This is a genomic window from Blautia sp. MSJ-9 (genome assembly GCF_018919065.1).
Lineage (GTDB): Bacteria > Bacillota > Clostridia > Lachnospirales > Lachnospiraceae > Blautia_A.
Map to the genome: position 1 here is coordinate 1 of NZ_JAHLQG010000030.1, position 5,053 is coordinate 5,053.

5 protein-coding genes are annotated in these 5,053 nt (G+C 42.4%); 4 read left to right on the plus strand and 1 reads right to left on the minus strand.

Features of this window, described 5'->3' with window-relative positions:
- The first annotated feature begins 142 nt into the window (after positions 1-142).
- The 4 genes from KQI87_RS07885 to KQI87_RS07900 all read left to right on the plus strand — a co-directional run bounded on the left by KQI87_RS07885 (position 143) and on the right by KQI87_RS07900 (position 3,076).
- Complete coding sequence (locus KQI87_RS07885; protein ID WP_216459657.1) at positions 143-1,456, plus strand: Na+/H+ antiporter NhaC family protein; 1,314 nt, start codon at positions 143-145, stop codon at positions 1,454-1,456.
- Between the two features lie 153 nt (positions 1,457-1,609).
- Entirely contained in the window at positions 1,610-2,251 is a 642-nt protein-coding gene (locus tag KQI87_RS07890) for a MerR family transcriptional regulator (RefSeq protein WP_216459658.1), read from the plus strand.
- Entirely contained in the window at positions 2,232-2,543 is a 312-nt protein-coding gene (locus tag KQI87_RS07895) for a YbjQ family protein (protein WP_008705112.1), read from the plus strand. Before KQI87_RS07890 ends, KQI87_RS07895 begins: the two co-directional genes overlap by 20 nt.
- Positions 2,544-2,647: 104 nt before the next feature.
- Positions 2,648-3,076, plus strand: coding sequence for an SseB family protein (locus KQI87_RS07900; RefSeq protein ID WP_055053935.1), 429 nt, complete (start codon positions 2,648-2,650; stop codon positions 3,074-3,076).
- A gap of 118 nt (positions 3,077-3,194) precedes the next feature.
- On the opposite strand, the gene KQI87_RS07905 is transcribed toward KQI87_RS07900, so the two are convergent.
- Positions 3,195-4,562 (minus strand): MATE family efflux transporter, encoded by a 1,368-nt coding sequence (locus KQI87_RS07905; protein WP_216459659.1) that lies wholly within the window; start codon positions 4,560-4,562, stop codon positions 3,195-3,197.
- Between the last annotated feature and the right edge of the window lie 491 nt (positions 4,563-5,053).

A 5,053-nucleotide genomic window follows, 5' to 3' on the forward strand; every position in this document is an offset into this window, starting at 1 on the left:
TGATAATGGTTTGTGGTGAATTCATTATACTTCAAAAGGGAGGTCAATGCTCTTTTTATTTGAAACTCCCGAAAATAAAGGTTTTTAAAGAAAAAATAGGTAGTAAATTTGACACTACCTTATGGTAGAAAGAGGATAAAAGATGAAAAAAGGAAAAGGAATTGCCCTGCTTCCCATTGGTGTATTTCTTGTATTATACCTTGGACTGGGCATTTTGTTTGAGTATGTGATGGAAATCCCCATGGGATTTTATAATGTGCCGATCGTAGTAGCATTTCTTGCTGCAATCCTGGTTGCCTGTCTGCAGAACAGAGCACTGGATTTTGATAAGAAACTGGAGATCATGGCACAGGGAGTGGGGGACAAAAATATCATCACCATGCTTTTAATCTTCCTTGCAGCAGGTTCCTTTGTAGGGGTTGTGGGAAGAAGCAGTGCTGAGAGTGTTGCATATTGTATGCTGAGTCTGATACCTGCCAGATTTTCAGTGTCTGTGCTGTTTATAGTTGCCTGTTTTGTGTCTGTGGCTATGGGAACCTCTGTGGGAACCATTACACTTCTGACACCGATTGCAGCAGCAGTTTCCACAGCATCAGGATTTGATCTGGCATTTTGTGTGGCTTCTGTTATGGGTGGAGCTATGTTTGGGGACAATCTTTCTTTTATTTCAGATACGACGATTGCTGCATGTAATGGTCAGGGATGTGAGATGAAAGACAAATTCAGGGAGAACTTCTGGATCGCTCTTCCGGCAGCCGGCGCCACACTGATTTTAATCCTGATCCTGTCATTTCAGACAGAAATTCAGGGTCGTGTGCTCCAGCCCTATCATCTGACACAGGTAATACCGTATGTGCTGGTATTGATCGGAGGAATTGTTGGGATCAATGTGTTTGTGGTATTGCTGACAGGAATCGTATCCGGAGCATTTATCATGCTGATCGGAGGACATATCACACCTGTAGAGATCCTGAAAAATATGGGATCCGGTGTATCCGGAATGTTTGAGACTTGTATGGTGGCAATCCTGGTAGCTGCAATGTGTGCGCTGATCCGTGAATATGGTGGATTCGATGCGCTTCTTGGCTGGATCCATAAAATTTTCCGCGGAAAGAAAGGCGGACAGCTTGGAATGGGACTTCTGGTAGGAACTATGGACATTGCCACTGCCAATAATACAGTGGCGATCGTAATGGCAAACCCTATCGCAAAGGAAATGGCAGAGGAGTATGGAATTACACCGAGAAAGACAGCTTCCATACTGGATACTTTTTCCTGTGTTTTTCAGGGAGTGATTCCATATGGTGCACAGATGCTGGTTGCGATATCAGCAGTGAATGAACTGGGTGGTGAGATTTCTGCATTTCAGATCATGCCGAAATTGTTTTACCCCATGTTATTGCTGGTCAGCTCTCTGATCACAATCATGAGAGGTTCAGACCGTACAGGAGCTTAAAAGATTCCCCCTGCCGGAAGCTATACTTTTTTCGATTTTTTTCAAAAAATACTTGACCTTCCTCCTTGTGGAAGCAGTATAAAGGAAGCACAGACAGGGCAGTAGAGTAGCGGATCAGCTGTATCTGCTGTCAGGAAAGCAAGAGGTAGCAGTATGAAGATCAAACAGGTGGAAGAGCTGGTAGGCATCACCAGAAAGAATATCCGTTTTTATGAAGAGCAGGGTCTCCTGAATGTGGAGCGTGCAGAGAACGGATACCGGGAATATCATAGGGCAGACATTGCCAGACTTCAGGAAATCAAATTATTCCGGAAGATGGATATTTCAATAGAAGAGATGAAAGCTCTTTTTGAAAAGAGGAAAAGCCTGCAGTTCTGTCTGGAACAGCACCTGGGAGAACTGGAACGCCGCAGGGAGGGCCTTGTGAAAATGCAGGAAATGTGTGAACGCCTGATCGCAGAGCATCAGTCCCTGGATACCTTGAATGCCGAGAACTGTCTGGAAGAAATCGAGCAGATGGAGAAAGAGGGTGCAAGGTTTATGGATATAAAGAAAACAGATATCCGTAAGAAAAGAAGGACAGGAGCGATCATTGGTGCAGTAGTCATGATCCTGTTTATGGGATTTGTGATAGGGCTTATGCTGTGGGCAAATACACAAGATCCCATACCGACCGGACTGCTGATATTCCTGATCGCCATACCGGTTGTGATCATCGGAGGAATCCTGGCAGCACTTGCAGGACGCATGAAAGAGATTGAAGGAGGAGAAGAAGATGAAGCTTCTAAGTATTGAATACATTCCGGGTGTAGAGTTTGAGGCACTGGGAATTGTAAAGGGAACAGTTGTACAGACAAAAAATGTAGGAAAAGATTTCATGGCAGGGATGAAGACTCTTGTAGGCGGAGAGATCACAGGCTATACGGAAATGCTCAATGAGGCAAGACAGATTGCCACCAAGCGTATGGTAGATGAAGCTAAAGAGATGAATGCGGATGCTGTGATCGGTGTAAAATACGGCTCCTCCCAGGTAATGTCAGGGGCTGCAGAAGTGATCGCATATGGAACTGCGGTGAAGTATAAATAAATGACAGGATGCCGGCGGCATGAGAGATTTGCCGCCGACATCCCTGAAATATGATCTTACACACTGTCTGAAAAGTGATATCACCACAGATGAAAGGTAACAATATGAGCGATAATAAGAATGTAAATCAGGATAAAGGTCTTCAGGGAAATGAAAAAATAGAGCAGGCGATCGCTGCTCTACAGCAGGAAGCCACTCAGGAAATGCTGGCACATACACTGACTGTAATCCGTAGACGAATGAGAGAAAAGGGTCAGTTTATCCTTTCAGTAGAACCGCCCACAGGAGACAACCAACTTCGGATCGGCACAGTGAAAACCGGAGATGGAAAAGTCTGGTGGGCGGCATTTACCGGCTTTGAGGAAGAATTGAAAGGCGGCGGAAGCGTTCAGTCCACTTTTCTGACAGACATAGATCAGCTTTTTCATTCAGCATTACAGGTAAATGAGATTGAGGGAATCATCCTCAACCCATGGAACCGGACGATCATGCTCGATAAGAACCTGATTAATATTATATTGGGAAATATATGAAGCTATGTAAAGAACTCTCATGTTCAGTTAAATAAAAGTCCTCATTGTTTATCCTTTTTACAATTTCTGCAAAGTTATGCGATAGTTAAAAATGGATAAATACTGAGGACTTTTCTGCTTATCGGGAGTTTCCCATTTTGTTTAATTCAGGCAAGATTGTAACCAGCATGGTAATAAAACACAGAGAACCACCGATCACATTGGATACAGGCTCTGCCATAAAAACGCCATCTGTGCCCATGTGTAACCCATAGGGTAGGAAATAAGTCAGCGGAACCACGATAAATACTTTACGAAGCAGGGAGAAAAAAATCGCCTGCTTTTTTTTATTTAATGATTTAAACACTGTCTGACCAATATACTGCAGATCCATAAAAATAAAGGCTGCAAAGTAAAGCTTCAGTGCAGGAACTGCATCCTTTAATAGCAGTTTGTCTGAACTGAAGATTCCAATCAGAAATTCAGGGGCAATGAGAATGACGCTCCACATGATACCTGTATAGATCAGAACCATAATGATCAGAACAACCCCTGCTTTCTTTACCTTGTCAGGTCGTCTGGCTCCATAATTATAGCTGAGAACAGGAGAGGTTCCCTCATTAATTGCGTGGATAGGCGTCTCCACCATCTGGCGAACACTGGATATAATAGTCATGACAGAGATATAAATATCGCCGCCTGTCACGGAGAGAACATTATTGCAGCAGATACTTACCAGACTGTTTGTCAGCTGCATGATAAATCCGGCAGATCCCAGACTGATGATATCCCTGGCATGTCTGGTGCACTCAGAAATCTCATTTATATGAATCCATCTTACCTTCAATTCTGATTTTCCATGAAGAAAATAAAATACAAGCAAGGCAGAGAGAATCTGAGAGATGACAGTAGCAATCGCTGCACCCTTAATCCCCATATCCAGAACAAAAATAAAAATCGGATCAAGAATAATATTTGCCACTGCACCGACTGTTACTGACAGCATACCGATAATGGCATATCCCTGTGCATTGATAAAAGGATTCATTCCTGTTGCTATCATGGAAGGGAGAGTACCCAGAAGGTAAATCATCAGATAGGGATACGCATAAACCAGAGCATCATCTGAAGCACCAAACAGAATCAGTAAGGGGCGGGCAAAAAGAAATCCGATCAGCATCAGCACAGCAGCACTTCCACATAACATGGTGAAAGCAATATTCATGATCATGTCAGCAGTCCTGGAATCTCCTTTTCCGCGGTTGATAGAGAAAATTGGTGCACCTCCGGAACCAAAGAGATTACTGAAAGCAGTAATGATCATGATGATCGGAAAGCATAAGCCCACAGCGCCAAGTGCAGTTGTTCCTATATCATGGATCCTGGCGATATAGATACGGTCCACAATGTTGTATAAAAGATTCAATATCTGCGCTACCAGCATGGGAAGTGCAGCGCTTAATATATTGTTGGTTACAGTTCCATTTTCAAAATCAATTCGTTTCATTATAAATTTTCCTAAATTCAAAAGTTTTATCGTGCATATAAGTATATCATAAAGTAAACAGAAATTCACTCTGATACAGTGGTGTTGGAACAAAATAGTTACTGTTCACTCCGTTCACAGTAACGTAGCCAAAATTCATTCCAGATTGCCTGCGGCAATGGAATTTTGGCTCGTATGTCTCGGGATTTTGGCATATTCATGCCAAAACACCTCGCGGGACAGTGGCATGTGAACAGTAACACAAAATATTCTCTGAAATTGTCATAAGTCATGATACAGAGAATAAAAAAGCATTTTTTATCCATACTATTTTCATGTAACAAAATACAGTATTTCTTAAAAAAGGAGACAACAGACTATGATTTTAAAAGAACTCAAATGAAAAACTAAATTCCGGTTTTGGACCAAATGCAAGAGTAAATTCCATATAGGTCGAAGTTACTTTTGCACACATATTTGCCATATTGTCTTTGATAATCATTACTCCGTAT